Annotated in this window: 25 protein-coding genes and 1 other RNA gene; 13 read left to right on the top strand and 13 right to left on the bottom strand. The window is 66.3% G+C overall.

What is annotated here, in order from left to right; genetic code table 11:
• Positions 1-41: 41 nt before the first annotated feature.
• On the bottom strand, positions 42-524 hold the full coding sequence (locus tag LCHO_RS14105) for a YhbY family RNA-binding protein (protein ID WP_043704323.1): 483 nt from the start codon (positions 522-524) through the stop codon (positions 42-44).
• 20 nt (positions 525-544) lie between these two features.
• On the opposite strand from LCHO_RS14105, the gene LCHO_RS14100 reads away from it, so the two are divergent.
• The 10 genes from LCHO_RS14100 (at position 545) to phoR (ending at position 11,732) form a co-directional block, all read left to right on the top strand.
• Positions 545-1,243, top strand: coding sequence for an RlmE family RNA methyltransferase (locus LCHO_RS14100; RefSeq protein ID WP_012347837.1), 699 nt, complete (start codon positions 545-547; stop codon positions 1,241-1,243).
• 165 nt (positions 1,244-1,408) lie between these two features.
• Complete coding sequence (ftsH, locus tag LCHO_RS14095) at positions 1,409-3,313, top strand: ATP-dependent zinc metalloprotease FtsH (protein WP_012347836.1); 1,905 nt, start codon at positions 1,409-1,411, stop codon at positions 3,311-3,313.
• A gap of 99 nt (positions 3,314-3,412) precedes the next feature.
• A complete protein-coding gene (gene folP / locus LCHO_RS14090) occupies positions 3,413-4,240 on the top strand; it encodes a dihydropteroate synthase (RefSeq protein WP_012347835.1) in 828 nt (275 codons plus the stop codon).
• Between the two features lie 67 nt (positions 4,241-4,307).
• On the top strand, positions 4,308-5,642 hold the full coding sequence (gene glmM, locus LCHO_RS14085; protein ID WP_012347834.1) for a phosphoglucosamine mutase: 1,335 nt from the start codon (positions 4,308-4,310) through the stop codon (positions 5,640-5,642).
• Positions 5,643-5,787: 145 nt separating this feature from the next.
• A complete protein-coding gene (gene pstS, locus LCHO_RS14080) occupies positions 5,788-6,840 on the top strand; it encodes a phosphate ABC transporter substrate-binding protein PstS (RefSeq protein WP_012347833.1) in 1,053 nt (350 codons plus the stop codon).
• A 69-nt stretch (positions 6,841-6,909) separates the two neighbouring features.
• A complete protein-coding gene (gene pstC / locus LCHO_RS14075; RefSeq protein WP_012347832.1) occupies positions 6,910-7,878 on the top strand; it encodes a phosphate ABC transporter permease PstC in 969 nt (322 codons plus the stop codon).
• Positions 7,878-8,744, top strand: coding sequence for a phosphate ABC transporter permease PstA (gene pstA, locus LCHO_RS14070; RefSeq protein ID WP_012347831.1), 867 nt, complete (start codon positions 7,878-7,880; stop codon positions 8,742-8,744). The genes pstC and pstA overlap by 1 nt, the downstream gene beginning before the upstream one ends.
• 16 nt (positions 8,745-8,760) lie before the next feature.
• Entirely contained in the window at positions 8,761-9,546 is a 786-nt protein-coding gene (pstB, locus tag LCHO_RS14065; RefSeq protein WP_012347830.1) for a phosphate ABC transporter ATP-binding protein PstB, read from the top strand.
• A gap of 29 nt (positions 9,547-9,575) precedes the next feature.
• Positions 9,576-10,280 (top strand): phosphate signaling complex protein PhoU, encoded by a 705-nt coding sequence (gene phoU / locus LCHO_RS14060; RefSeq protein ID WP_012347829.1) that lies wholly within the window; start codon positions 9,576-9,578, stop codon positions 10,278-10,280.
• 114 nt (positions 10,281-10,394) lie between these two features.
• The gene (phoR, locus tag LCHO_RS14055; RefSeq protein WP_012347828.1) at positions 10,395-11,732 is read left to right on the top strand and encodes a phosphate regulon sensor histidine kinase PhoR; all 1,338 of its coding nucleotides are present in this window, start codon (positions 10,395-10,397) and stop codon (positions 11,730-11,732) included.
• A gap of 17 nt (positions 11,733-11,749) precedes the next feature.
• Here phoR and LCHO_RS14050 read toward each other — a convergent pair whose 3' ends face one another.
• The 4 genes from LCHO_RS14050 to trxA all read right to left on the bottom strand — a co-directional run bounded on the left by LCHO_RS14050 (position 11,750) and on the right by trxA (position 15,784).
• Complete coding sequence (locus LCHO_RS14050) at positions 11,750-13,402, bottom strand: hypothetical protein (RefSeq protein WP_043704321.1); 1,653 nt, start codon at positions 13,400-13,402, stop codon at positions 11,750-11,752.
• Between the two features lie 146 nt (positions 13,403-13,548).
• Complete coding sequence (locus LCHO_RS14045) at positions 13,549-13,806, bottom strand: type B 50S ribosomal protein L31 (RefSeq protein WP_012347826.1); 258 nt, start codon at positions 13,804-13,806, stop codon at positions 13,549-13,551.
• A gap of 134 nt (positions 13,807-13,940) precedes the next feature.
• The gene (gene rho / locus LCHO_RS14040) at positions 13,941-15,203 is read right to left on the bottom strand and encodes a transcription termination factor Rho (protein WP_012347825.1); all 1,263 of its coding nucleotides are present in this window, start codon (positions 15,201-15,203) and stop codon (positions 13,941-13,943) included.
• A gap of 251 nt (positions 15,204-15,454) precedes the next feature.
• The gene (gene trxA, locus LCHO_RS14035) at positions 15,455-15,784 is read right to left on the bottom strand and encodes a thioredoxin TrxA (RefSeq protein WP_012347824.1); all 330 of its coding nucleotides are present in this window, start codon (positions 15,782-15,784) and stop codon (positions 15,455-15,457) included.
• Positions 15,785-15,867: 83 nt separating this feature from the next.
• On the opposite strand from trxA, the gene LCHO_RS14030 reads away from it, so the two are divergent.
• Entirely contained in the window at positions 15,868-17,790 is a 1,923-nt protein-coding gene (locus tag LCHO_RS14030; RefSeq protein ID WP_190274806.1) for a serine/threonine protein kinase, read from the top strand.
• Positions 17,791-17,988: 198 nt separating this feature from the next.
• On the opposite strand, the gene ffs is transcribed toward LCHO_RS14030, so the two are convergent.
• An RNA gene (ffs, locus tag LCHO_RS22815) (signal recognition particle sRNA small type) lies at positions 17,989-18,087 on the bottom strand.
• 197 nt (positions 18,088-18,284) lie between these two features.
• Between ffs and LCHO_RS14025 the strand changes: the two genes are divergently transcribed.
• The gene (locus LCHO_RS14025; protein ID WP_012347822.1) at positions 18,285-18,581 is read left to right on the top strand and encodes an H-NS histone family protein; all 297 of its coding nucleotides are present in this window, start codon (positions 18,285-18,287) and stop codon (positions 18,579-18,581) included.
• Here the strand turns inward: LCHO_RS14025 and eutC are convergent.
• The 3 genes from eutC to LCHO_RS14010 all read right to left on the bottom strand — a co-directional run bounded on the left by eutC (position 18,567) and on the right by LCHO_RS14010 (position 21,474).
• Positions 18,567-19,427: an ethanolamine ammonia-lyase subunit EutC gene (gene eutC / locus LCHO_RS14020; protein WP_012347821.1), complete on the bottom strand. Its 861-nt coding sequence runs from the start codon at positions 19,425-19,427 to the stop codon at positions 18,567-18,569. The genes LCHO_RS14025 and eutC overlap by 15 nt on opposite strands.
• A complete protein-coding gene (locus LCHO_RS14015) occupies positions 19,424-20,845 on the bottom strand; it encodes an ethanolamine ammonia-lyase subunit EutB (protein ID WP_012347820.1) in 1,422 nt (473 codons plus the stop codon). The genes eutC and LCHO_RS14015 overlap by 4 nt, the downstream gene beginning before the upstream one ends.
• Before the next feature lie 101 nt (positions 20,846-20,946).
• Positions 20,947-21,474 carry a thermonuclease family protein gene (locus LCHO_RS14010; RefSeq protein WP_223210443.1) on the bottom strand — a complete coding sequence of 176 codons (528 nt, stop codon included), beginning with the start codon at positions 21,472-21,474 and terminating at the stop codon, positions 20,947-20,949.
• A 237-nt stretch (positions 21,475-21,711) separates the two neighbouring features.
• Here LCHO_RS14010 and LCHO_RS14005 point away from each other — a divergent pair, with 237 nt between their 5' ends.
• On the top strand, positions 21,712-21,972 hold the full coding sequence (locus LCHO_RS14005; RefSeq protein WP_012347818.1) for a hypothetical protein: 261 nt from the start codon (positions 21,712-21,714) through the stop codon (positions 21,970-21,972).
• A 37-nt stretch (positions 21,973-22,009) separates the two neighbouring features.
• On the opposite strand, the gene LCHO_RS14000 is transcribed toward LCHO_RS14005, so the two are convergent.
• The 4 genes from LCHO_RS14000 to fabI are packed head-to-tail and all read right to left on the bottom strand — an operon-like array spanning position 22,010 to position 25,773.
• A complete protein-coding gene (locus LCHO_RS14000; protein ID WP_012347817.1) occupies positions 22,010-23,260 on the bottom strand; it encodes an acetate/propionate family kinase in 1,251 nt (416 codons plus the stop codon).
• Entirely contained in the window at positions 23,257-24,666 is a 1,410-nt protein-coding gene (locus LCHO_RS13995; RefSeq protein WP_012347816.1) for a bifunctional enoyl-CoA hydratase/phosphate acetyltransferase, read from the bottom strand. The genes LCHO_RS14000 and LCHO_RS13995 overlap by 4 nt, the downstream gene beginning before the upstream one ends.
• A 43-nt stretch (positions 24,667-24,709) precedes the next feature.
• Positions 24,710-24,982: a hypothetical protein gene (locus LCHO_RS13990; protein ID WP_012347815.1), complete on the bottom strand. Its 273-nt coding sequence runs from the start codon at positions 24,980-24,982 to the stop codon at positions 24,710-24,712.
• An 11-nt stretch (positions 24,983-24,993) separates the two neighbouring features.
• Positions 24,994-25,773, bottom strand: coding sequence for an enoyl-ACP reductase FabI (gene fabI / locus LCHO_RS13985; protein WP_012347814.1), 780 nt, complete (start codon positions 25,771-25,773; stop codon positions 24,994-24,996).
• Between the last annotated feature and the right edge of the window lie 16 nt (positions 25,774-25,789).

Raw genomic sequence — 25,789 nt, 5'->3', positions numbered from 1 at the left:
CCGCCCACTCGCCGCGAACCGGCGGTGGACGGGTTGCGTGCTCATTCGGCGAGCGAGCGCTTCTTCTGGCTGATGATCCGTTTCTTGGCCCGCTTGACGATGCCGCCGACGGTGAGTCGTTCATTGCCCATGACGGTCATCTTCTTGACTTGGGCGCGCTGGGATCCGCTCTTGGAAAACTTCAGGATCTTGATCACCCGAGGCCCGGAAGCCTTGAACTCGTCCGCGGCAGGGGTGGCGTGCTTCTCGGGCTCAGGGCGCCACAGGACGAGCAGCTTGCCGATGTGCTGGATGGGAGCGGCCTTGAGTTGATCGGCCAGAGTGGACAGCAAGGTCTCGCGTTCGGCGCGTTGATCGCTGAAGACGCGTATCTTGATCAAGCCGTGGGCCAGCAGCGCGGCGTCGGTCTCCTTGATGACAGCAGGGGTTAGGCCCTCGGCGCCGATCATGACGACCGGGTGAAGGTGATGTGCCGCAGCGCGATATTGCTTGCGCTGGGCAGGGGTGAGTTGTAGGGCAGCCATGTCCGTATTATCGGGTCGACATGAAGATCAATACAAAAAGCAAGAAAGTCAACAAGGCTTGGTTCAACGACCACATCCACGATACCTATGTGAAGCTGGCGCACAAGGAGGGATATCGCTCTCGTGCCGCCTACAAGATCAAGGAGATCGACGAGACCTGTGGCCTGATCAGGCCTGGTCAGGTGGTGGTCGACCTCGGGGCCGTCCCGGGCGCCTGGAGCCAGTACGTCCGGCGCCGGTTTGCGCCACGCGAGGCGGGTGTCGGCGGGGCTGCGGCCGGTGAACTCAATGGTCGGATCATCGCCCTCGACCTGCTGCCGTTCGAACCGCTGGAGGGGGTGGCGTTCTTGCAGGGCGACTTCTGCGAAGAGGCCGTGCTTGCGCAACTGGTGGGCTTGCTCGATGGCCGCGCGGTGGACGTCGTGTTGTCCGACATGGCGCCGAACCTGTCGGGCGTCGAGGTCACCGATGCTGCGCGCATCGCCAATCTGGTCGAACTGGCGCTCGAGTTCGCCCAGAGTCACCTGAAGCCGCAGGGGGCCCTCGTGTGCAAGGTCTTCCATGGCAGCGGCTACAGCCAACTGGTCGACCAGTTCAAGCGCACGTTCAGGGTCGTCAAGGCAGTGAAGCCGAAGGCTTCACGTGACAGGTCGGCTGAAACTTTTCTGGTCGGCATCGGTCTGAAATCGACTGGCATGCCAAATGCCGATGCGGTGTGAGACTGCACGAACGTGCAGCTTGCCCATCGTTTCGCAGGGTGAAGCTGATCGGGTCAGGGGTATTGACTCGACTAGAATCGTCCCCACCTACCGCGTTGGTTGCAGCAAATCTGCTGCGGCTGCTGGGCCCGTCCGGGGCAGACAGATTTGTAAGAAGGAGCCGCGGTGAACAATCAATGGTTCTCCAAAGTTGCAGTGTGGATGGTGATCGCCCTGGTGCTGTTCACCGTGTTCAAGCAGTTCGACCGCACGGCGACCGCTGGTAACCAGATCGGCTATTCGGAGTTTCTCGAGGAAGTGCGCGCCAAGCGCATTCGCGAGGTGGTGCTGCAGGAAAATCCTGGTGGTGCCGAGATCGAAGCCCTGACCACCGATGACAAGCGCATTCGCACCACGGCCACCTACCTGGATCGTGGCCTCGTGGGCGACCTCATCGCCAACGGAGTCAAGTTCAAGGTCAAGCCGCGTGAAGAGCCGTCATTGCTGACGAGCCTGCTGATTTCCTGGGGGCCGATGCTGCTGCTGATCGGCGTATGGGTCTACTTCATGCGCCAGATGCAAGGCGGTGGCAAGGGCGGCGCTTTCAGCTTCGGCAAGAGCCGTGCGCGCATGCTCGACGAGAGCAACAACTCCGTCACCTTCGCCGACGTTGCAGGTTGCGACGAGGCGAAAGAGGAAGTCAAGGAACTGGTCGACTTCCTGAAGGACCCGCAAAAGTTCCAGAAGCTGGGCGGACGAATTCCGCGTGGCGTCTTGATGGTCGGCCCGCCGGGTACCGGTAAAACGCTTCTGGCCAAGTCCATCGCGGGTGAAGCCAAGGTTCCGTTCTTTTCGATCTCCGGCTCCGACTTCGTCGAGATGTTCGTGGGTGTCGGTGCTGCTCGCGTGCGGGACATGTTCGAGCAGGCCAAGAAGAACGCGCCGTGCATCATCTTCATCGATGAAATCGATGCTGTCGGTCGTCATCGCGGTGCTGGTCTGGGGGGCGGCAACGACGAGCGCGAGCAGACGCTCAACCAGATGCTGGTCGAGATGGATGGTTTCGAGACCAACCTCGGCGTGATCGTGATTGCAGCGACCAACCGTCCGGACATCCTGGATCCTGCGCTGCTGCGTCCGGGCCGCTTTGACCGGCAGGTCTACGTGACCTTGCCCGACGTGCGTGGGCGCGAGCAGATCCTGAACGTGCACATGCGCAAGATTCCGATGGGTCAGGACATTCGTGCCGACATCCTTGCGCGTGGCACCCCCGGTTTCTCCGGTGCCGATCTTGCCAATCTGGTCAACGAAGCAGCCCTGTTCGCTGCCCGCCGCAGCGCGCGGGTGGTCGAGATGGTCGACTTCGAGAAGGCCAAGGACAAGATCATGATGGGCCCCGAGCGCAAGTCGATGGTCATGCCCGAAGAGGAGCGCAAGAACACTGCGTACCACGAATCCGGACACGCGCTGGTTGCCCGCCTGATGCCCAAGACCGATCCGGTTCACAAGGTGACGATCATTCCGCGTGGCCGTGCTCTCGGTCTGACCATGCAGCTGCCCGAAGGCGATCGCTACAGTCTTGACAAGGAGCGGATGCTGTCGACGATTTCGGTGCTGTTCGGTGGGCGCATTGCCGAGGAGGTGTTCATGAACCAGATGACCACCGGCGCCAGCAACGACTTCGAAAGGGCCACGCAGATCGCGCGTGACATGGTGACCCGTTACGGCATGACCGAAGAACTCGGTCCGATGGTCTACGCTGAAAACGAGGGCGAAGTGTTCCTGGGCCGCTCCATCACCAAGCAGGTCAACGTTTCCGAAGAAACGATGAAGAAGGTCGACAAGGAGATCCGCAAGATCATCGATACCCAGTATTCGCTGGCTCGTCAGTTGATCGAGGAGAACCAGGACAAGATGCACACGATGGCGCGTGCATTGCTCGACTGGGAGACCATCGACTCTGACCAGATCGAAGACATCATGCAGGGTCGTCAACCGCGTCCGCCGAAGGACTGGGTGCCGCCCGCATCGAAGCCCCCCGGTGGTCCGTCGAATCCGTCCGTGAGTCCAAATGCTGCGGCGACGGTCTGATCCAGGCGTCGGGTGAAACACAATGACGGGGCTTCGGCCCCGTTTGCATTGGTGCCGCGGCTTCTGTCCGCTTGCTGCCGGCCGCAAAGGAGTAGAGCGATGCACTGGCAAACCAGCCGTTTCCAGATTGACCTGTCACAACCTCGCGTGATGGGTATCGTCAATGCGACGCCCGATTCGTTTTCAGACGGTGGACGCAGCCCGAACCAGGCACTCGCTCATGCCGAGATGTTGCTGCGCGAGGGTGCTGACATCCTGGACATCGGTGGCGAATCCAGCCGTCCAGGCGCGCCTGCGGTATCGGTCGAGGATGAGTTGGCTCGTGTGATTCCGGTCTTGCGTGGGGCTCTGCAGATGGGGGTGCCGGTGTCGGTGGACACATGGAAGCCGGAGGTCATGTGTGCCGCGCTCGACCTCGGCGTGGACATCGTCAACGACATCCTTGCCCTGCAAGCCGATGGTGCGCTCGAGGCCGTGGTTGCGCACCCGTCGTGCGGCATCTGTCTCATGCACATGCAGGGCGAACCCAGGTCGATGCAGCGCGATCCCAGGTACGACGACGTGACGCGGTCGGTGCGCGACTTCCTGGCCGACCGCAGTCATGCCTTGCGTTCGCGCGGCGTGCAGGCCGCGCGCATCGTGCTCGATCCGGGCATCGGGTTCGGGAAGACGGTCGAACACAACTTCGCATTGATCAAGGGTCAGCGCGCCTTGCTGGATCTGGGCTACCCGGTGCTGGCGGGCTGGTCGCGCAAGTCGTCGATCGGCACGGTCACCGGGCGTGCCGTCGGGGAGCGGGTTCATGGCAGCGTTGCCGCTGCGCTGGCTGCGGTTCAGTGTGGTGCCCGTGTGATTCGTGTGCACGATGTGGCAGCGACAGTCGACGCACTGGCCGTGTGGCGTGCTGCCGGCTTGCCCGAGTGCTGAGCTTGACCTAGGCTCGACCGCTTGCGGTGCAGTCCATCGCGTTCTTCAGGTTTTTCAGCGAGTACACATGAGCAGAAAGTATTTTGGCACCGACGGTATTCGTGGTGAAGTTGGCACGTCTCCGATCACGCCTGATTTTGTCCTGCGACTCGGGCACGCTGTCGGCCGGGTGTTGCGTGGCACGCATGACCGGCCGGTGGTGCTGATTGGCAAGGACACGCGCATCTCGGGCTACATGCTCGAATCTGCACTCGAGGCGGGTCTGAACTCGGCTGGTGTCGACGTGATGCTCACCGGACCTCTGCCCACGCCGGCAGTGGCCTACCTGACACGCGCGTTGCGCCTCAGTCTGGGCGTGGTGATCAGCGCCTCGCACAACCACTTCATGGACAACGGCATCAAGTTCTTTTCGGCACGGGGAGAAAAGCTGTCCGACGCCTGGGAGATGGAGGTCGAGGCCGCCATCGAAGCGCCGCCGCAGTGGTCCGATTCGTCGCAGATCGGCCGCGCCAGGCGTCTGCATGATGCGCCGGGGCGTTACGTCGAGTTCTGCAAGTCGACCTTCTCGAACGAGCTCTCACTCAAGGGCCTGAAGATCGTCGTCGATGCCGCCAACGGTGCGGCGTACCACGTGGCTCCGGACGTGTTTCATGAACTCGGCGCCGATGTGGTGCGCATCGGCTGCGAGCCCGATGGCCTGAACATCAACGATGGTGTCGGTGCCACGTCGCCGCAGGCGCTGGTCGAGGCTGTCCGCATGAACGGTGCCGACTACGGTGTGGCCCTCGATGGTGATGCCGACCGCGTGCTGCTGGTCGATCGCAACGGCCGGCTCTACAACGGTGACGAACTGCTTTACGTGATGGTCGCCGATCGACTGGCCCAGGGCGAGCCGGTGCCTGGCGCGGTCGGCACCTTGATGACCAACATGGCGGTCGAGGTGGCGCTCCAGCAGCGCGGCGTCGAATTCGTGCGTGCCAAGGTGGGTGACCGCTACGTGCTCGAAGAGCTGGTTTCGCGGGGCTGGCAGCTTGGCGGTGAGGGCTCGGGCCACCTGCTGGCGCTGGACAAGCACACCACCGGTGACGGCATCGTCAGTGCCTTGCAGGTGCTGCAGGCGCAGCAGCGCAATGGCCGTTCGATTGCCGAACTGCTCGACGGCGTCGAACTGTTCCCGCAAACGCTGATCAATGTGCGGCTCGCCGCCGGTCAGGACTGGAAACTCAACGATCGCCTGGCACGCGAGCGCATCGCCATCGGCAATGAACTGGGTCAGTCGGGCCGTGTGCTCATTCGTCCGTCCGGTACCGAGCCGCTTCTGCGCGTGATGGTCGAGGCGCGCGACGCTGCGCAGGCCCGCCTTTGTGCCGACCGACTGGCCGTCGCTGCACAGGAAGGCTGATCCGGATACTCGATCGGTCGTCGGCGCTGCCCGCGACCAGATCGTCCGTCAGATCGGGTCGGTGAATTGTCATAAACATGTCACACATCGTGATTACAGTTGCGGGCAACGGCGGACCCTCGCCTTTTCAGTAACGGGTTCAGTGATGAGCAATGTGATCGGTAGCAAGAGGCTGGCTTCCACGGTGTTGGCTGCTGCGACGCTGTGGTCCCTGTCGGGTGGTGTGCAAGCGCAGAACGTGACCGGCGCCGGGGCCACGTTTCCGGCGCCCATCTATGCAAAATGGGCCGATGCTTTCCACAAGCTCTCCGGCGCAAAGGTGAATTACCAGTCGGTGGGGTCCGGGGCTGGCATACGCCAGATCCAGGCCAAGACCGTCGATTTCGGTGCCTCGGACATGCCTCTGAGCGATGCCGATCTGGCCAAGGACGGTCTGGTGCAGTTTCCGACCGTGATCGGCGGCGTGGTGCCCGTGGTCAACATCAAGGGCATACAGCCGGGGCAGATCAAGCTCACCGGTGCCGTGCTCGGCGACATCTACCTCGGCAAGGTGCGCAAGTGGAGCGATCCGGCGATCACTGCATTGAACGCTGGCGTTGCGCTTCCCGATGCGCCGATTGCCGTCGTGCGGCGGGCGGACGGCTCGGGCACCAGCTTCATCTTCACCAACTACCTGTCGAAGGTGAATGCCGAGTGGAAGTCCAAGGTGGGCGAGGGCACGGCCGTCAACTGGCCGACCGGTGCAGGCGGCAAGGGCAACGAGGGTGTCTCGGCGTTCGTCCAGCGCCTGCCCAACGCCATCGGCTACGTCGAATATGCCTACGCCAAGCAGGGCAAGATGGCGTACGTGCAGATGAAGAACGCGGCGGGCAACTTCGTGTCGCCGGACGACGCCAACTTCAAGGCGGCCGCCGCTGCAGCGAACTGGTCGAAGTCCTTCTATCAGGTGCTGACCGAACAGCCTGGCAAGGACGCCTGGCCGCTGACGGGCGCCACCTTCATCCTGATGCACAAGCAGCAGGACAAGCCACAGCAGGCGGTCTCCACGCTGAAGTTCTTCGACTGGGCTTATGCCAGCGGAGACGCGATGGCCGGCGAACTCGAGTACGTCGCGCTGCCTGAATCCGTCAAGGCGCTGGTTCGCAAGCAGTGGTCCGGCTTCAAGGACAGCAGCGGCAAGGCCGTCGAGTACAAGTGAGTTCCCGGGGCGCCTGATCGGTGGGTCGGCCGCTACACTTCGCGCCACTTTGCAGCTGGATTGATCAAGATGGCGCAATCTTCGGGGTCAAGTGACCCTCGCGCGACGGTTCGCGCACCCTGGGCGGACACCCTGTTCGCCTTGCTGGCGCAGTCGGCCGCTTGGCTGACTCTCGCGCTGTTGCTGGGCATCATCGCTTCGCTCGTGCTCGGCGCCATGCCGGCGATCCGCGAGTACGGCCTGTCGTTCCTGTGGCGCAGCGAGTGGGATCCGGTCGAGAACCGCTACGGCGGTCTCGTGATGATCTACGGCACGCTGATGACCTCGTTCATCGCCCTGCTGATCGCGGTGCCGGTGAGTTTCGGCATCGCGCTTTTCCTCACCGAACTGTCGCCGACCTGGCTCAAGCGACCGCTCGGGATCGCGGTCGAGCTGCTGGCGGCGGTGCCTTCGATCGTCTACGGCATGTGGGGACTGCTGGTGTTCGGGCCGATCCTGGCAGAGTTCGTCCAGCAGCCGCTGCAGGCCGTCACGAGCGACATTCCTGTCCTGGGAACGCTGTTCGCGGGTCCGCCGGTGGGCATCGGCATCCTGTCGGCCGGCATCATCCTGGCGATCATGATCATCCCGTTCATCGCCTCGGTGATGCGTGACGTCTTCGAGGTGACGCCGCCGATGCTCAAGGAATCCGCCTACGGGCTGGGTTCGACCACCTGGGAGGTGGTCTGGAACGTGGTACTGCCCTACACCAAGATCGGCGTGGTCGGCGGCGTGATGCTCGGGCTCGGCCGGGCTCTGGGCGAGACGATGGCCGTGACTTTCGTGATCGGCAACATGAACCAGCTCGACTCGCTGTCGGTGTTCGAGGCGGCCAACAGCATCACATCGGCGCTCGCCAACGAGTTCGCCGAGGCGGCTGACGGCCTGCACCAGGCTTCGCTGATCTACCTCGGGCTGGTCCTGTTCTTCATCACCTTCGTGGTGCTGGCGCTGTCCAAGGTGCTGCTGGCGCAACTCAAGAAAGGCGAGGGCAACTGATGGCAGACGCAGCCTTGCTGGCCACGCGCCAGGCGATGCACCGTCGCCGCAAATGGATCAATCAGGCGGCGATGCTGCTGTCGCTGCTGGCGATGGTGTTCGGCGTGTTCTGGCTGATCTGGATCCTGGTGGAGACCGTCCGCCTCGGTCTGGGCGGCCTGAGCCTGGCGCTGTTCACCGAGATGACGCCGCCGCCGCAGGAAGAGATCGGCGGTCTGGCCAACGCGATCTTCGGCTCGCTGATCATGGTCGGGCTGGCCACGCTGATCGGCACGCCGGTCGGGGTGCTGGCCGGTGTCTATCTGGCGGAATACGGCCGCAGCACCTGGCTGGGCCGCATCACGCGGTTCGTCAGCGACATCCTGCTGTCGGCGCCGTCGATCGTGATCGGCCTGTTCATCTACACCGTGTGGGTGGCGCGCTTCAAGAGCTTCTCGGGCTTCGCGGGCGTGCTGGCGCTGGCGCTGATCGTGATCCCGGTGGTCATCCGCACCACCGACAACATGCTCGGCCTGATCCCGAACGCGCTGCGCGAGGCGGCCTACGCGCTGGGCACGCCGAAATGGCGCGTGATCCTGTCGATCACCCTGAAATCGGCCCGCGCCGGCGTGATCACCGGCGTGCTGCTGGCGGTGGCGCGCATCTCTGGCGAAACCGCGCCGCTGCTGTTCACCGCGCTGTCGAACCAGTTCTGGACGTCGGACCTGTCCGAGCCGATGGCCAGCCTGCCGGTGACGATCTTCAAGTTCGCGATGAGCCCCTATGAAAACTGGCAGAAGCTCGCCTGGGCGGGTGTGCTGCTGATCACGATGGGGGTGCTGGTGCTGAACATCATCGCGCGCACTTTCCTGCGCAACAAACAATGAACCCGAGGACCTCGACATGGACGCCAAGGTCGATCCCAGCGTGAACGTCAAGACCAAGGTCGCGGTGCGCGACCTGAACTTCTACTACGGCCACTTTCACGCCCTGAAGAACATCAACCTCGACATCCCGGAGAAGAAGGTCACCGCCTTCATCGGGCCGTCGGGCTGCGGCAAGTCGACGCTGCTGCGCACCTTCAACCGCATGTTCGAGCTCTACCCGGAGCAGCGCGCCGAAGGCCAGATCCTGCTCGACGGCCAGGACATCCTGAAGAGCCGCGAAGACGTCTCGCTGATCCGCGCCCGCGTCGGCATGGTGTTCCAGAAGCCGACGCCGTTCCCGATGTCGATCTACGACAACATCGCCTTCGGCGTGCGGCTGTTCGAGAACCTGCCGCGCGTCGAGATGGACGATCGTGTCGAGTGGGCGCTCAAGAAGGCGGCGCTGTGGGGCGAGGTCAAGGACAAGCTCGACAAGAGCGGCGCCGGCCTGTCGGGGGGCCAGCAGCAGCGCCTGTGCATCGCGCGCGGCATCGCGATCAAGCCCGAGGTGCTGCTGCTCGATGAACCCTGTTCGGCACTCGACCCGATCTCGACGGGCAAGATCGAGGAGCTGATCGACGAGCTCAAGGGCGACTACACGGTGGTCATCGTCACGCACAACATGCAGCAGGCGGCGCGCAGCTCCGACTACACCGCCTACATGTACCTCGGCGACCTGATCGAGTTCGGCGACACCAACGACATCTTCATGCGCCCGCAGCGCAAGGAGACCGAGGACTACATCACCGGCCGCTTCGGCTGAAGCAACCGACGCATCAAGGACGACCGCTCATGGACAAGCATCTTTCCAGCCAGTTCGACGCCGAACTCAGTGCCATCTCGACCCGCGTGCTCGAGATGGGTGGCATCGTCGAGTCGCAGGTGGCGCAAGCCGTGCATGCGCTGGCCAACTTCAGCTGCGAAAGCGCGCTGCAGGTCATCCAGACCGAAGAGCGCGTCAATCAGCTCGAGATCGAGATCGACCGCGACCTGTCGACCATCATCGCCCGCCGCCAGCCCACCGCGCGCGACCTGCGTCTGCTGATCGCGATCTCGAAGTCGATCGGCAACCTCGAGCGCGTCGGCGACGAGGCGGCCCGCATCGCGCGCACGGTGCAGCGCCTGGTCGACACCGGTGTGTCGAGCCGGCTGCGTCTGCCGGTAGGTGACGTGTCGTTCGAGGCCCAGCTCGCCACCGGCCTGCTGCGCAAGGCGCTCGACGCCTTCGCCCGGCTCGACACCCAGCAGGCGCTGGCCGTGCTCAAGGAAGACAACCAGATCGACGCCGAGTTCGACGGCCTGATGCGCAAGCTCATCACCTACATGATGGAAGACCCGCGCACCATCTCGGCGTCGATCGATCTGGTGTTCGTGGCCAAGGCGATCGAGCGCGTGGGCGACCACGCCAAGAACCTGGCCGAGCAGATCATCTACATCGTCAAGGGCACCGACGTGCGCCACAACTCGCTCGACGCGGTCGAGTCGGCGATCCGGTGACGGTCGGGCGGCCATCCGGTCGATGAGCCGCCGACCACGGATCAGGAACAGGTGCTGCTCCCGTCGATCGGCGGCAGTGCGTGACATGACATTGCCACTCGGCGGCCCGGGCGCATGAACTTTCTGTTTGGACGTTTGCTGAGCGCCATCTTTGCCTTGACCGTCGGCGGTCTGATCGGCTGGCTGGCGGGACGCGTGTTTGCCGCACCCTGGTGGGGTGCCTGGGGCGGCGCCTGCATCGGGCTGCTGCTGGTCAACCTGCGCGACGCGCTGCGCAGCCAGGCGCTGGTGAACTGGCTGCGCGGTACACAAGAGGGCGGTGCCCCGCGCGGCGGACAGATGTGGGGCGAACTGGCCTACCGCATCGAACGCGCGCTGCAGCAGCGCGAACGGGCGCTCGTGACCGAGCGGCAGCGGCTGGCCCAGTTCCTCCTGGCCATCGAGGTCTCGCCCAACGGCGTGCTGCTGCTCGACGCCGACGAGCAGATCAGCTGGTGCAACTCGGTGGCTGCCGATCACTTCGGCCTCAACCCCGTGCGCGACCTCGGTCAGCGCATCACCAACCTCGTGCGCGCTCCGGCGTTCGTCGCCTATCTGCAGGCTGGCGACTACGACGAGGCCGTTCCGGTGATCAACCACGGGCGTGACCTGACGCTGTCGGTGCTGGTCCGCCCCTACGGCGAGGGCTTGCGGCTGATCCTGTCCAACGACGTCACCGAGCGCCTGCGCTCGGAAGGCATGCGCCGGGATTTCGTGGCCAACGTGTCGCACGAGATCCGCACGCCGTTGACGGTGCTGGGTGGCTTCGTCGAAACCATGAGCAACCTGCCGCTCACGGAGCCGGAACGAAAGCGCGTGCTCACACTGATGACGCTCCAGACGCAGCGCATGCAGACGCTGGTGGCTGACCTGCTGATCCTGGCCCAGCTCGAAGGCAGTCCGCGGCCGGCGGTCGATCAGTGGGTTTCGGTGCGCGGCCTGTTCGCGCAGGTCGAAACCGAGATCGTGGCCTTGTCCAAGGGGCGGCATCTGCTCGGGTTCAAGTCCGAGGGGTGCCCTGACGTGCTGGCCGAAGACGGCGCCGACTGCCTGCTGGCCGGCAGCGAGACCGAGTTGCTGTCGGCCTTCACCAACCTGTGCAGCAACGCGGTCCGCTACACGCCCGAAGGCGGGCGCATCGACGTGCGGTGGTTGCGTCGCCCGGGGGGCGATGGCGTGTTCGAGGTGCGCGACAACGGCCTGGGCATCGCCCGGGAACATCTGCCGCGCCTGACCGAGCGTTTCTACCGCGTCGACGGCAGCCGCTCACGCGAAACCGGTGGCACCGGGCTCGGCCTGTCGATCGTCAAGCATGTGATGCAGCGTCATGGCGGCCAGCTCGAGGTCGAGAGCGAACCCGGGCGGGGTTCGTGTTTCCGGCTCGTTTTCCCGGCCGCCCGGGTGCGCGTCTGAACAGACAGTGCCGGCGGTCAGCGGCGTCGATAGATCAGGATCGATTCTTTGCGGTCGGTGGGCCGCTCGGCCTTGGCGACCCAGCGCCAGCCGGCGCGCACGGGCGGCACGAATCGCCGGTGGCGTGATTCGTGCCATGCGACCAGCAGCCAGTCGCACGCCGGATCTCCGGGCTGCGGGGCCAGTTTCAGGTCGGCATGCACGCTCAGGGCCGCCAGCTGGCCGCGCGCCAGGCCATCGGTGTTGACGCAGGCGCCCGCCGGCACCTGCTGCGCCACCCGCTGCACCAGCGGGCGATAGCTGCGGGCATAGTCGAGCAACGGCAGCCAGAGTGTCATCAGCAGCAGCCAGTTCAGGGCCACGCCACCGGCGGGCAGGACCAGGCTCTTCCAGATCGCATGCTGATTGCGTCCGGTGCGCCACCTGACCAGCGCCAGCCAGATCAACGTGCCCAGCACGGCAAGCACGAGCGCGGGCAGCTGGAAGACGGCCTCGAAGCCCGGCGCCAGCTTGTAGACGTTGGCGGCGATCTTGGCCGGAACCCGCGTGTGCATGGCGGCGTAGATCACCCAGATCGAGATCGCGCAGGCACTGAAGAAGAACACCGAAAACCAGTCGATCGCTGCGCCCATGCTGCGTCGCAGGGTCGGCAATGCAAACGCCGCCAGCACCGCCAGGGCGGGCAGTGCCAGCATCAGCGCGCGGTCCGAGCCGCCCATCGCCAGGCTGGCGATGACGCCCGCACCGCCGGTGGTCAGCGGGATCGCCAGGTGTCGGCGCAGGATGTGGCGGCGCCACTGCCAGAGCGTCCACGCCGCCAGGGGCCAGACCGGCCAGGTGAACCAGGCGAGCAGGCGCAGGACGCTCAAGGCGTCGAACTGGGCCGGGATGCGCCAGATCCATCCACCCAGCGCCCAGGCGGTGAGCGCGGCCAGCAGGCCCGAGGCCAGCGTCCAGGGCAGCAGCCGGCGCAGCCCCTCTGAACTGGAGCGCAGGCACACCCAGCTGCCGGCCAGCGCCAGCATCACGGCGGTCGTGGCGGCGCCGCTGGCGGCCATCATCGGCAGCGCGACGACCACACCCAGGCGGCTCTGCCAGCATCGATACGGCCCTGCGGCGAGACCGTAGATGAACAGCGCCGTACCCAGCAGCTGGACCAGTTCAGGCGTCGTTTCGTGGCCGAGCTGAAGCAGCCCGAGCGTCGAGATGAGCGCCAGCACCGAGCCGTCCGCGATCGCTCGTGCGTAGTCCACCGGGTCGGCTTCGCCGCCGAAAGCGAAGGGCAGCGGCTGTGCGGCTTCGGTCCGCGCCAGGTGCAGCGTGGCATACCAGACCAGCGCGAGGGTGCCGACCAGCATCAGCACGAACGGGAGCCGCGCGGCGAGCACCGGCCCGACAAGTCCGCCCATCAGGTGCATGTTGGCCGCACCGATCCAGTAGGGCAGCAGGCTGCCGTCGCTGCCGATCCCGGCAATCGTCGGATCGAGCCAGGATGCGTCGCCCCTGAGCAGGCTGAACATGTAGCCGACGGCGGTGACGTCGGCGTTCTTCCAGGGCTCACGGCCGAACACGCCCGGCAGCACATAGGCTGCACACAGCAGCCAGAGGGCCAGTCGCGGCAGGCGCTGCACGGCACGCTGCGATACCAGGGCAGGGTTGGGTGTGTTCACAAGGATCGGATGGGCTACGTGAAGAAGGCGCTGTCGCAGGACTGCGGGATTCTTGCAGCGTTCTGGCCGAGGCAATAAAAAAGGCAGCCTGGGCTGCCTTTCGAGTCAAGGCAGCGACTGCCTTGCGGATCAAGCGAGCGTGAAGCTCACTTCTTGATGCCGACCTTGAACTTGTTGCGGAACTTCTCGACCCGGCCGCCCAGGCTGTCGATGCTCTTCTGCGTGCCGGTGTAGAACGGATGGGTTTCGCTGGTGGTTTCCAGCTTGAACAGCGGCAGTTCGCGGCCGTCTTCCATCGTGATCATTTCGCGGGCCGGGGCGCACGAGCGCGTCACGAACTTGAAGCCGTTGGACAAGTCCACGAAGCAGACTTCGCGGTAGTTCGGGTGGATGCCGTCTTTCATGAGAACCTCGCTGTGATGCCGGGAGCCACGCTGCACCATGCAAGCGCACTTTCCGACAGCGGAAAATCGAACATTATAAGGGTCTTGGCAGGCTGGTCGAGCACCGACCCGCCGTCATGGCTTGCCAGCCATGTTCAGCCACCACGGCGCATCAGGTCGAAGAAGTCGATGTTGCTCTTGGTGGCCTTCATCTTGTCGAGGATGAACTCCATCGCCTCGATCTCGTCCATCGGATAGAGCAGCTTGCGCAGGATCCAGGTCTTCTGCAGGATCTCCGGCTTGAGCAGCAGTTCCTCGCGACGGGTGCCCGACTTGTTGAGCAGGATCGACGGGTAGACACGCTTCTCGGCCATGCGCCGATCCAGGTGGATCTCGCAGTTGCCGGTGCCCTTGAACTCTTCGTAGATCACCTCGTCCATGCGGCTGCCGGTGTCGATCAGGGCGGTGCCGATGATGGTCAGCGAACCGCCTTCCTCGACATTGCGGGCCGCGCCGAAGAAGCGCTTCGGACGCTGAAGCGCGCCGGCGTCGACGCCGCCGGTCAGAACCTTGCCCGACGAGGGCAGCACGTTGTTGTAGGCACGGGCCAGTCGGGTGATCGAGTCGAGCAGGATGACGACATCCTTGCGCAGTTCGACCAGCCGCTTGGCGCGTTCGATCACCATTTCAGCCACCTGCACGTGGCGTGCGGCGGGTTCGTCGAAGGTCGAACTGATGACCTCGCCGCGCACGGTGCGCTGCATCTCGGTCACTTCTTCGGGCCGCTCGTCGACCAGCAGCACGATCAGGTGCACGTCGGGATGGTTGGCGATCAGGGCATGTGCGAAGTGCTGCATCATGACCGTCTTGCCGCTCTTGGGCGGCGCCACCAGCAGCGCTCGCTGACCTTTGCCGATCGGCGCGATCAGGTCGATGATGCGGCTGGTGATGTTTTCTTCGTTCTTGACGTCGCGCTCAAGCCGGAACTGCTCCTTGGGGAACAGCGGCGTGAGGTTCTCGAACATGATCTTGTTCTTGCTCTCCTCCGGCGTCAGTTCGTTGACTCGGTCAACTTTCACCAGCGCGAAGTAGCGTTCGCCGTCCTTGGGTACCCGCACTTCACCTTCGATCATGTCGCCGGTGTGCAGGTTGAAACGTCGGATCTGGCTCGGCGACAGGTAGATGTCGTCGGTGCTGGCCAGGAAACTCGCGTCGAGGGAGCGCAGGAAACCGAAGCCGTCCGGCAGCACTTCCAGCACGCCGTCGCCGAAGATTTGTTCGCCTTGCCGGGCGCGCTTTTTCATGATCGCAAACATCAACTCCTGCTTGCGCAGGCGGCTGGCGTTTTCGATCTCAAGCGTCTCGGCCATCTGGACCAGCGCCGAGATGTGTTGGGCCTTGAGTTCGGAAAGGTGCATGTGGGGGAGTACCCGGAAGTCAGGTGTCGACGGTGCCAGCCGCTTGCACCGGGGGCGTCGGCATTCCCGCACGGCATTTGACTGTGTGGCTGCGCGCATTGCTGCGTGCCGCACCATGTAGCCAAAACGCTCGACAAGGGGGAGGGAGCCGACTCTGCGCGCGCTTCACGAGCCCGTGGGGCTCAGCCGGAGGTAAATCGCGCAGTGGCATTCAGGAGTCCGGCAGCGCTGCCGCCGAACTCTGAGGACGATTATAGGTGGGCGTCGAGGAAAGACGTCAACTGCGCCTTCGAGAGCGCCCCGACCTTGGTGGCAGCCAGCTGACCGCCCTTGAACAGCATCAGCGTCGGGATGCCGCGAATGCCGAACTTGGCAGGCACTTCGCGGTTCTCGTCGACGTTCATCTTGGCGATCTGCAGGCGACCGCTGTAGTCCTTGGCCACTTCGTCAAGGATCGGGGCAATCATCTTGCAGGGGCCGCACCATTCGGCCCAGTAGTCCACCAGAACGGGTTTGTCTGATTGAACGACGTCGCCGTCAAAGGTCGCATCGGAAACGTGTTTGATGAGGTCGCTGCTCATGGGGTATCCATTGGAAGAAAGACCGCTTCGGCTATGCGGCGGGTTGAGCTTGATTTTGGCACGATCGGGCGATGTGCAATGGCATGCCCGAAGCGTCTGACGCTATGCATGCGATAGCGATCGCTGCCGGTGCAGTCTGCCGCACCCATCCGCATCGGCTCGGAGATGGCTTGAAAACCGTGGTTGTTTCCGGCAAGCACCCGCTCGGAATGGCGTTTGAATCAGGCCAGTCCCATTCGAGTCCGGATTTGATCAGCGTGTCCGCCAACGCATCCACCGCTGCCCATGGTCACAACGCCGCCGCCGGAATTGCCGGCCTGCGCAGCTTCGGCCGCTTTGCGCTCAGGCAGCTGATCGGCCGCAGCTCGCTGTCGATGGCCTGGATCGCGCACGACACGCGCAGCCGTCGCGACGTGCTGCTGCTGATCGCGCGCCAGGCGATCGAGGAGCGCCGGCAGCTTGCGGAGGCGGTCGATGCCATGCGGCGTGCGGCGCGGCTGGAGCACCCCCGTCTGCTGCCGGCCATCGAGACCGGCGAGCGCGACGCCTGGCCCTACCTCGTGTGCGAGGCCCCACAGGGGGTCCAGACGCTCTCGCAGTTCCTGGCGGGTCGGCCAGCTCCGCCGCCGCTTGAAGCTGCCGGCTGGGCCGTCGACGCGCTCGAAGGATTGGCCTACCTCCATGACGCCGGCCTTGCGCACGGCGATGTCGGCCTGCACAGCCTGCTGCTCGACAAGAACGGTCGCCTGCTCGTGTGGGGCGCCAACCTGCGAGCTGACGTTCAAGGTGTCACGTCCGGCGAGTTCGAGTCGGATCTCCTTCGCCAGCAGCGTGCCGCCGGAGAGCGCGACGTTCTGGCGATCGGTCTGCTGCTCTACCAGTGGGTCGCACACAGCGCAGCGTTCGACGAACGGGACATGCCCACCGCCATTGCCCGCCTGGGGCAGGACATCGTGCGATTGCCCTGGGCCTTGCCGCAGCCGGTGCCGGACGCGCTGAGGGCGATCATCAACCGGGCGACCGACCGGCATGCGCATCGCCGCTACCTCGGTGCACGCAGCCTCGAGCGGGCGCTGTCGGGCTGGTGCCGGGTGCAGGCCAGCGACCGCGGCGGCCCGCTTGCGCTGCTGATCGATCGCCTGCGCACCAGCGGCCACCTGCCGGCCATGCCAGGCTTGGCGCAACGCGTGGTTCAGCTCTCGCGGATGGAGACGCAGCGCATCGACGAGCTGACCGATGTGGTGCTGGAGGATCCGGCCTTGTCGTTCGAGCTGCTGCGCACCGTCAACGCCGCCCAGTTTCGCGTGCAGGCCGAAGATGGCGTGACGACGGTGCGCCGGGCCATCCAGCTCGTCGGCATCAGCGGTGTGCGACGGGCTGCCGGCACCTTGCGTGCCTGGCCCGGCCCCCTGAACGAGCCGGCTGCGCGGGCCCTCGAGCAAGCGCTGAAACTCGCCTGCCTGGCCGGTCATCTGGCCGATGTGCTGTCGCCCGGTGGACTCGATGCCGAAGGCGCGCTGCTTGCCGCGCAACTGCAGCATCTTGGTCGTTTGCTCGTGCGGTATCACTTTCCGGACGAGGCGGTTCAGATCGCGGCCCTGATGCAGCCCAGTCCGCCGTTGCAGGAGGGTGACCCGGTCGCTCCCGGCCTGAGCGAAGAGGCTGCGGCCATGGCCGTTCTGGGCGTCGACTTGGCTTCGATGGCACACGCCATGGCCAAGCATTGGGGTCTGGACGAGTCGGTGCAGGACATGATGCAACCCCTGCCGTTGCGACACGCGGTCTACATGCCGACCAGCGCCGACGGCTGGATGCGTGTCGTGGCCAGTTGTGCCAACGAAACGCTGGCGACGCTGAAGCTGGCCGGCGCGGCGCAGGCCCGGGCGCTGACGCAGGTTGCCAACCGGTATGCAAAGACGCTCGGAACCACGCCCGACAAGCTCAAGCTGGCGCTGCAGGAGGCCAGGGTCAAGCTGAACCAGCACCTCTCGACCAAGGCGGCTTGAGGTTGGGCCTCTTGCGGGGGGGGCTGTTGAGCAGGACGATGCGCAGGTCGTGCGCAGTGCCGTGCATGTAGAGGCCGCTGAGCCGTGAGATGGCGCCCGACCTTCTGAAGGCGAGGTGTCACAGCTGGGTGATGCACGAGAGGCCAGAACGATCAGGCACGGCCTGATCCGTTGATTTTCCTGTGCTTTCTGCAGAAGGGTGACGAGCCTGAACCCCGGCACTGGTGGCAAACGGTTAGGGCTGCTTCGTTCCCGACCTGACCCGTTTGGCCGCGCCCCCATGCGGGGAGGCCCGTCGAGCGAGATTGTAAGCCACCGCGAGAGCCTCTCGCCTGGCGGCATCTGCCCCGCCCCGCCAAACAACGGTTTCCTGTATCCCGGCTACGCGTCCGGGGGGGCTTGCAGGTTCCGTGTCGCGGGGGGACTTTGACGCTGTGACATTATTCAGTCGACAGTCGGCCGCTCAGGCGGACTGGCTGAAGACGATCCATTCCATGGTCAATGACGTGATCGAACCTGAAAAAGAAGCCGCGATCCGCAAGATACGCCGGCTGATGGCGTTCTGGAGCATCAGCCCGACCGAGTTGCGTGGGCGCGGTGTCCCGGCTCCACGGCCGGCGCCTGCTGCGGCTGCCGTTGCCCGCTATCGGCACCCGGTATCCGGCTCCACCTGGGACGGCGAAGGGCCGCAACCCCAGTGGTTGCGCGAAGCCTTGTTGTACGAGGGCTACACCGTCGACCAGTTGCGCGTGAGGCCGACGCCCGACGCCGGCTCGTCAATCGGGCTGTGAGCCGGGTCGTCCGGGCCCTGTCGGCGCGAGCAGGAAGCTGTCGGACTCATCCCCCTTTGGCTGGCCAGGCGCCAATGCCGACGGCTGTTCATCGACGTCGTCCTTGAGCGCAACACCCGTGAGTTGCCGCAGTCGTGCCTGCGCCAGCAGACGATGCAGCCTGGTGGCTGCCGCATCGATCGACAGACCGGCCGGCCGAACGTTCGAGATGCAGTTGCGGCTGGCATCCGTCAGCCCGGGGCCTGGCGCCCAGGTGATGTAGATGCCCAGGCTGTCGGGTGAACTCAGGCCGGGCCGCTCGCCGATCAGCACCACCACGGCGTCGGCCCGCAGGCCGTGGCCGGCCTCGTCACCGATGGCGACGCGGCCTTCTTCGACCAGTGCGATCGGTGCCACCGACCACGTCTGCACCGGGTCCGAGCGCAGCCGGGCCAGCGTGGCCGAAATCAGCGCCACCGCGTTCTGGTGCACGGCCAGCGCGGAGAGCCCGTCCGCGATCACGAAGGCCAGGTCGAAACGGCCCGATTGACCGGCGCGCCATTGCGCCAGCGCCTGGCGTGATGGCTCATCGAGGCGTCGCCCCAGATCGGGCCGCTGCAGATACACCGCGCGGTCGATCGCCGCGCTGTGCAGCGACAGGCTCTCGAGGCCGAGCGCCTGCAAGGCGGCCGACACGCCGCGCACGTCGAACGGCAGATGCACGGCGTCGCGCGCCTGGGCATGGGCGAGCTGAAAGGCCAGATGCGCCGCGGTGGGCAGGCTGTGGCCGGCGCGGCCCAGGGCGATGCGGGCGTCGGTGTAGCGGCGCAGCGTGTCCCAGCGCGCCGGGGTGACGGGGGGGGTCATGCTGCCTCCAGACGCCGCAGCACGCTGGCAAACGGTGCCGGCAGCGTGTCGGCCAGGCGCGACCTGACGCCTGCCTCGAACACGCCCATGCGCTGCAGCCAGGCCTCGAACTCGGGCGCGGCGCGTCGGCCCATCAGCTGGCGCATCACCAGTGCGTCGTGGAACGAGGTGCTCTGGTAGTTCAGCATGATGTCGTCCGAGCCCGGGATGCCCATGATGAAGCTGCAGCCGGCCGCGCACAGCATCGTCAGCAGCGCGTCCATGTCGTCGCTGTCGGCCTCGGCGTGGTTGGTGTAGCAGACGTCGCAGCCCATCGGCAGGCCCAGCAGCTTGGCGCAGAAATGATCCTCCAGCCCGGCGCGGATGATCTGCTTGCCGTCGAACAGGTACTCCGGCCCGATGAAGCCGACCACCGTGTTGACCAGCAGCGGCTTGAAGTGCCGCGCCACCGCGTAGGCGCGCGCCTCGATGGTCTGCTGGTCGCAACCGTGGTTCGCGCCGGCCGACAGCGCGCTGCCCTGGCCGGTCTCGAAGTACATGACGTTGTCGCCCATCGTCGATCCATGGCCGTCATCGAACACCGCGCCGCGCCGCAGCGACAGCGCCGCCGCACGCGCCTCGCCCAGCACCGCCAGATCGATGCCGAAGCTGCGATTCGTGGCCTCGGTGCCGCCGATCGACTGGAACACCAGGTCGACCGGCGCGCCGCGTTCGATCGCCTGCAGCGTGTTGGTGACGTGCGTGAGCACGCACGATTGCGTCGGGATGCCGTAGCGCGAGATCACGCCGTCGAGCATCTGCAGGATGCGCATCACCTGTGGCAGGTTGTCGGTGGCCGGGTTGATGCCGATGACCGCGTCGCCGCTGCCGTGCAGCAGGCCGTCGAGCAGGCTGGCGGCGATGCCGGCGCTGTCGTCGGTCGGGTGATTGGGCTGCAGCCGCGTCGCCAGCCGACCGGGCAGGCCGATCGTGCCGCGAAAGCGCGTCACCACCGTGCACTTGTGCGCGATCAGCATCAGGTCCTGCAGGCGACACAGCTTGCTGACCGCCGCCACCATTTCGGGCGTCAGGCCGGGCGCGAGCGCGGCCAGCGACGCGCCATCGGCCGCGTCGCCCAGCAGCCAGTTGCGCAGGTCGCCCACCGTCAGGTGGCTCACCGGTGCGAAGGCGGCGGCGTCGTGGTGATCGACGATCAGCCGCGTGACTTCATCGTCCTCGTAGGGCACCACCGCTTCGTGCAGGAAGGTCGTCAGCGGCAGGTCGGCCAGCGCCATCTGCGCGGCGACCCGCTCTTGCGCGCTGGCGGCGCTCACGCCCGCCAGGCGATCCCCCGAACGTGCCGGGCTGGCGCGTGCCAGCAGGGTGCGCAGGTCGTCGAAGGTGTAGCGGCGCGAGCCGATGGTGTGCGCGTAGCTCATGGCAGGTCCTCCGGGTCGGACTGCGCCTCGGGGCGCTGTCCTTGGATTGTGGGCGCTGGCCGGGCCGCTTGCCGGTTGCCTCCAGGCCCTGCGCGACGGAACTACAACATCGACTCGATCGCCTGGCGCCGTGGCTTGCTGCCCTGGCTGTCGGCGCGGGCCTTTGTCCGGTCCTTCATGGCGCGCCGCCATTCCCAGGGCGGGGTCGGATCGTGTTCGGCCCAGAGGCCGCGGCGAGCCTGTCGTGCATCCTGTTCGGCGGCCGCGTAACGCCGTGCCTCGGCACGTGTCTGATCGCGGATGTAGGCCACGTAATGCCATGCCAGACCGGCGTTCAGCATGGCCAGGGAAACGTCCTGCTGATCGAGCGTCAGCGTGCAGACCGCGCGGCCGTAGCGGTCGACGCTGTCGCACTCGGCCGATGCCGTGCGGCGCAGCAGCGCCAAGCGCAAGGCGCTTGCGGCCACCTTGCCCCAGGCCTGTTGCCGCTCCGGCGCATCGATGCCGGCCAGGCGGATCTTGTGGCGCCGGCGCTCGCGGTCGAGCAGCGTCACGGTGTCGCCGTCGCTGACCCGCGTCACCTCGCCCACCACCGTCCAGGCACAGGCGCCCGACAGGCACGCCAGCAAGCCCGCGCCGATGAGCGCCCACCGAACCCGTCGGCGCACTCGAATCCCCGTTTGCATGCAGTTCCCGTCTGGAAGGTCGGCGAGCCGGGAGCACCCGGCCGATGTGCTCAATCGGCTGATCCGCCGTAAATCACAGCATTTGCATTTTTATCAGATCAGGCTGGGCCAAACCTTGTCGGAGCGGATCCGAAGCTGGGTTTAATGCGAGCCCCTGACTGTTCGATCCGGAGATGCGACATGAACTCACGCCCGTTCCTTCTGGCCGCCGTGCTGGCACTGAGCGCCTTGCAGGCCTCTGCGGCCCAGCCCACGCCCAACCGTTCCGAACGCAGGCAGCTGATCGACTTCTGCTTCAAGCTCGATCTGGCGATGAAGGGGCAGCTCGCCGACCTGCCCTCCGGAACCAAGGAAGGCGACGCGCTCAAGGCCAACATCGCGGCGTTCTACAAGACCCACTGCACCAGGTTCGACGGCTCGAACGGCAGCGCGGCCTGGTGAACCCGGCCGCGCCGATGTCGACGCTCGACCCGGCCTATCAACGGCCGGCGTGCAGCAGCGCCATCGCATCGCGCGCGGCGACGCGGCCCTCGTCGGTCGGCACCACCCAGACTTCGACCGCACTGTCGGCGGCGTGGATGGCGGCGACGGTGCTGCCGTCGGCGCAGCGGTTGGCGGCGGCGTCGATCCGCACGCCCAGATGGCCCAGCGCGGCGCAGACATCTGCGCGCAGCGCCACGTCGTGTTCGCCGATGCCGCCGGTGAAGCCGAGCACGTCGACCCCGCCCAGGCAGGCCGACAAGGCACCGCACTCGCGCACCACGCGGTAGGTGAACAGCGCGATCGCCCGCGCGGCGCCGGCTTCGGTGCTGGCGCGCAGCGTGCGCATGTCGGCCGACACACCCGAGACACCCAGCAGGCCCGACTGCTTGTAGAGCAGCTTCTCGATCGCCGCGGCAGTCCAGCCCGCGCGCATCAGGTGCAGCAGCACGCCGGCGTCGATGGCGCCGCTGCGGGTGCCCATCATCAGGCCGTCAAGCGCCGAGAAGCCCATCGTCGTGGCGATGCTGCGGCCTTCGCGCACGGCGCACAGGCTGGCGCCGTTGCCGAGGTGGGCGAGCAGCATGCGCCCGCCCGCACGGGGTGTGGCCCGGGCCAGCACGCCGCTGACGTACTGGTACGACAGGCCGTGGAAACCGTAGCGCCGCACGCCTTCGTCGTTGAACGAATCGGGCAGCGCAAAACGCTGTTCGACATCGGGCGTGGTGGCGTGGAAGGCGGTGTCGAAACAGGCCACCTGCGGCAGATCGGGGCGGGCGCGCCGGAAGGCCCGCACGCCGGTCAGGTTGGCCGGCTGGTGCAGCGGGGCGAGCGGGCACAGGCTGTCGAGGATCGCCAGCACCGCGTCGTCGATCAGCACCGAGGCGGCGTAGTGGCTGCCGCCGTGCACCACGCGGTGCGCCACCGCCAGCAGGCGCGGCCCGCCGTCGTGTTCGACCGCGGCGATGACGGCGCGCAGCGCGGCGTCGAAGGGCGTTTCGCCCTCTCGCAACGTCAGCGCCTGCTTGACACTGGCAGCACCTGGCGACTTGACGCTGATCGAGGGCTGGCCGCCCGGCTCCAGCCCTTCGGCCAGGCCCGACAGGCCGGCCTCGCCGACCTCGTCGGCGCCGACCGGATAGACCGCGAACTTCAGTGACGACGAGCCGGCGTTGACGCTCAGCACGGCCTGGCGCATCGGTGCATGCGTCACGGCGATGTCGCTTGTCTGGGGATCCCGGGCGTTCATGGTTGTGCTGCCTTGTAGCTGTGGGCCACCAGCACCGCCAGCGCGGCCGAGGCCAGGCGGGCGGTGGCGCCGTCGGCGCGGCTGGTCAGCGCGATCGGCACCCGGGCGCCGAGCACCACGCCGCTGCCCATCGCGCCGCCGAGGTATTCGAGCTGCTTGGCCAGGATGTTGCCGGACACCAGGTCGGGCACCACCAGGATGTCCGGGTCGCCGGCCACCGGCGAGACGATGCCCTTGGTGCGCGCGGCCTCGGCCGAGATGGCGTTGTCGAAGGCCAGCGGCCCGTCGACGATGCCGCCGGTGATCTGGCCGCGGTCGGCCATCTTGCTCAGCGCGGCGGCGTCGAGCGTGCAGGCCATCTTCGAGTTGACGCTCTCGACCGCGGCGAGGATCGCCGCCTTGGGTGTCTCGACACCCAGGATGCGCGCCAGGTCGATCGCGTTCTGCACGATGTGGACCTTCTCGTCGAGCGTGGGGGCGATGTTCATCGCCGCGTCGGTCACGAGCAGCGGCTTGTGATACGCCGGCGCGTCGAAGCGGAACACGTGCGACAGGCGCCGCTTGGTGCGCAGTTCGGGGCGCGACAGCACCGCCTTCATCAGCTCGTCGGTGTGCAGGCTGCCCTTCATCAGCGCCTGCACTTCGCCGGTCGCGGCCAGGGCGGCGGCGCGTTCGGCGGCGGCGTGGCTGTGCGGCACGTCCTCGATCACGGCCGAGCCGAGGTCGAGGCCGGCCTGGCCGGCGATCGCCAGGATGCGCTCGCGCGGCGCCACGATGACGGGCGTGAACAGGCCGTGATGCGCCGCATCGAGCGCGCCGCGCAGCGATTCGGTGTCGCACGGGTGCACGATGGCGCAGTTCAGGCGGCCGAGCTGGGTCGCCTTGGCGATCAGGCCGCGCACGCCGGCGGCGGCGTCGAACACATGCCAGCGCAGGCCGTTGGCGCTGCGCACGCGCTGCTTGTGCATCGGCGCCATCACCACGGCCTCGCCGGCCATCAGCTCGCGGCCGTCCTGGCGGCGCACCGCGCAGTCGAGCGTGACGAAGAAGGTGGCCGGATCCTTGGACGTCACGCGCACCGAGACGTCGAGCAGGTCACCGACCCGCGCCTCGCCGAGAAAGCGCAGGCGCTGCTCGACATAGCGCGTGCCCGGGCCGGGGAAGACCGTGCCCAGCACGGTGGACACCAGCGCGCCGCTCCACATGCCGTGCGCGGTGCGGCCGGCCATGCCTTCGCCCTGCGCGTAGGCCTCGTCGAGGTGGGTCGGGTTGAGATCGCCCGAGATCGCGGCGAAGCCGGCGATGTCGGCATCGGTCAGCGAGCGGCGCATCGTGGCGCCCTGACCGACGGTGAGTTCATCGAAGGTGGTGTTGACCAGCCACGCGTCGTTGAGATCGATGTTCATGGGGGACTTTCTCTGTATCGGTTGACGAGGGCCGCCTGGCGGCTCACGCCCAGGCCATCACCGGAACCCACGAATGCAGGCGCCGGCCACGCAGGCTGCGCTGGTTGAGCTGGTCGGACAGCCGCCAGGCCTGCGTGCGGTTCGATGGCAGATGAACCACACCGACCGCCTCGTCAAGACCCGGTTGCACCAGCAATTCGACGGCAGCCAGCTTACAGCGACCCAGCAGCGCCTGAACCTCTTGCACGGTGACGTCGCGTGACAGACCGAAGATCAGCAGTCGGGTCTCCGTCACGTCGCTCTGTTCGGCGGACACGGTTCGCTCCTTCAATTCATGATGTGCGCACCGCCGTCGACGTGGATCGTCGTGCCGGTGAGCAGGCGTGCGCCGTCGACGGCCAGCATCGCGGTGGCGTAGCCGACGTCCTCGATGCCGGCGATGGTGCCGGCCGGCGCGCGCTGGCTGGCGGCGTTGATCAGCTCGTCGAAATCGGCGATGCCGCTGGCCGCGCGGGTGCGGATCGGCCCCGGCGAGATCGCGTGCACGCGGATGCCCTGGCGGCCCAGTTCGTGCGCCAGGTAGCGCACCGAGGCTTCGAGCGCGGCCTTCACCGGGCCCATCACGTTGTAGTGCTCGACCACGCGCTGGGCGCCGTGGTAGCTCATCGTGAACAGCGTGCCGCCCTCGGTCATCAGCGGGGCGGCCAGATGGGCCATCTCGATGAAGCTGAAGCAGGAGCAGTCCATCGCCTTCAGGAAGCCGGCGCGCGAGCATTCGCTCAGCGGCACGTGCAGGTCGGACTTGGGCGCGAAGGCGATCGAGTGCACGACCGAGTGCAGCGTGCCGAAATGTCGGCCGAGCTCGGCGAACACGCTCTGCATCTGGCCGTCGACGGTGACGTCGAGCGGCAGGCACAGCGCGTCGATCTGTTCGGCCAGCGGGGTCACGGCGGCCAGATCGCGTTCGTTGCGATAGGTGATGGCGACGCGCGCCCCCATGTCGTGGAAGGCCTTGGCGCAGCCCCAGGCGATCGATTGCTCGTTGGCGACGCCGGTCACGAGCATGTTCTTGCCCGTCAGCGGGCGGAGGTGGATGGATTCGGTCATGGTCGGAGGTCGTGGT

The organism is Leptothrix cholodnii SP-6 (genome assembly GCF_000019785.1).
GTDB lineage: Bacteria > Pseudomonadota > Gammaproteobacteria > Burkholderiales > Burkholderiaceae_C > Sphaerotilus > Sphaerotilus cholodnii.
The sequence above is the reverse complement of the archived record's forward strand: the minus strand, read 5'-3'. Positions and strand labels throughout refer to the sequence as shown.